Genomic DNA, 342 nt, shown 5'->3' with positions numbered 1-342 from the left:
AAATAATCAAACAATTGTAGCTGTGCATTTTTGGTAATATCGATCAATACCGGTCCTGGACGACCTGTGCTTGCAATATAAAATGCTTTTGCGAGTGCGGCTGGAATTTCAGTTGCGTCGGTGACTTGGTAGTTCCATTTGGTGACAGGTGCCGTGATATTGATGACATCTGTTTCCTGAAAAGCATCCGTTCCCAAAAGTGAAGCAAAGACCTGGCCTGTGACACAGACGATAGGGTTACTATCGATCATGGCATCAGCCAGTCCAGTAACTAGGTTTGTTGCTCCAGGGCCACTTGTCGCAAAGACGACGCCTGTACGACCTGAAGTTCTTGCATAACCT

The 342-nt window shown here is 46.2% G+C and carries 1 protein-coding gene; it reads right to left on the bottom strand.

The features are described 5' to 3' along the window. On the bottom strand, positions 1-342 hold a 342-nt coding region (locus B2X72_RS25965; RefSeq protein ID WP_286852098.1), incomplete at both ends, for a thiamine pyrophosphate-binding protein.

Origin of the sequence: Sphingobacterium sp. UBA7253 (assembly GCF_002472745.1) — a bacterium.
Lineage (GTDB): Bacteria > Bacteroidota > Bacteroidia > Sphingobacteriales > Sphingobacteriaceae > Sphingobacterium > Sphingobacterium siyangense.
The sequence above is the reverse complement of the archived record's forward strand: the minus strand, read 5'-3'. Positions and strand labels throughout refer to the sequence as shown.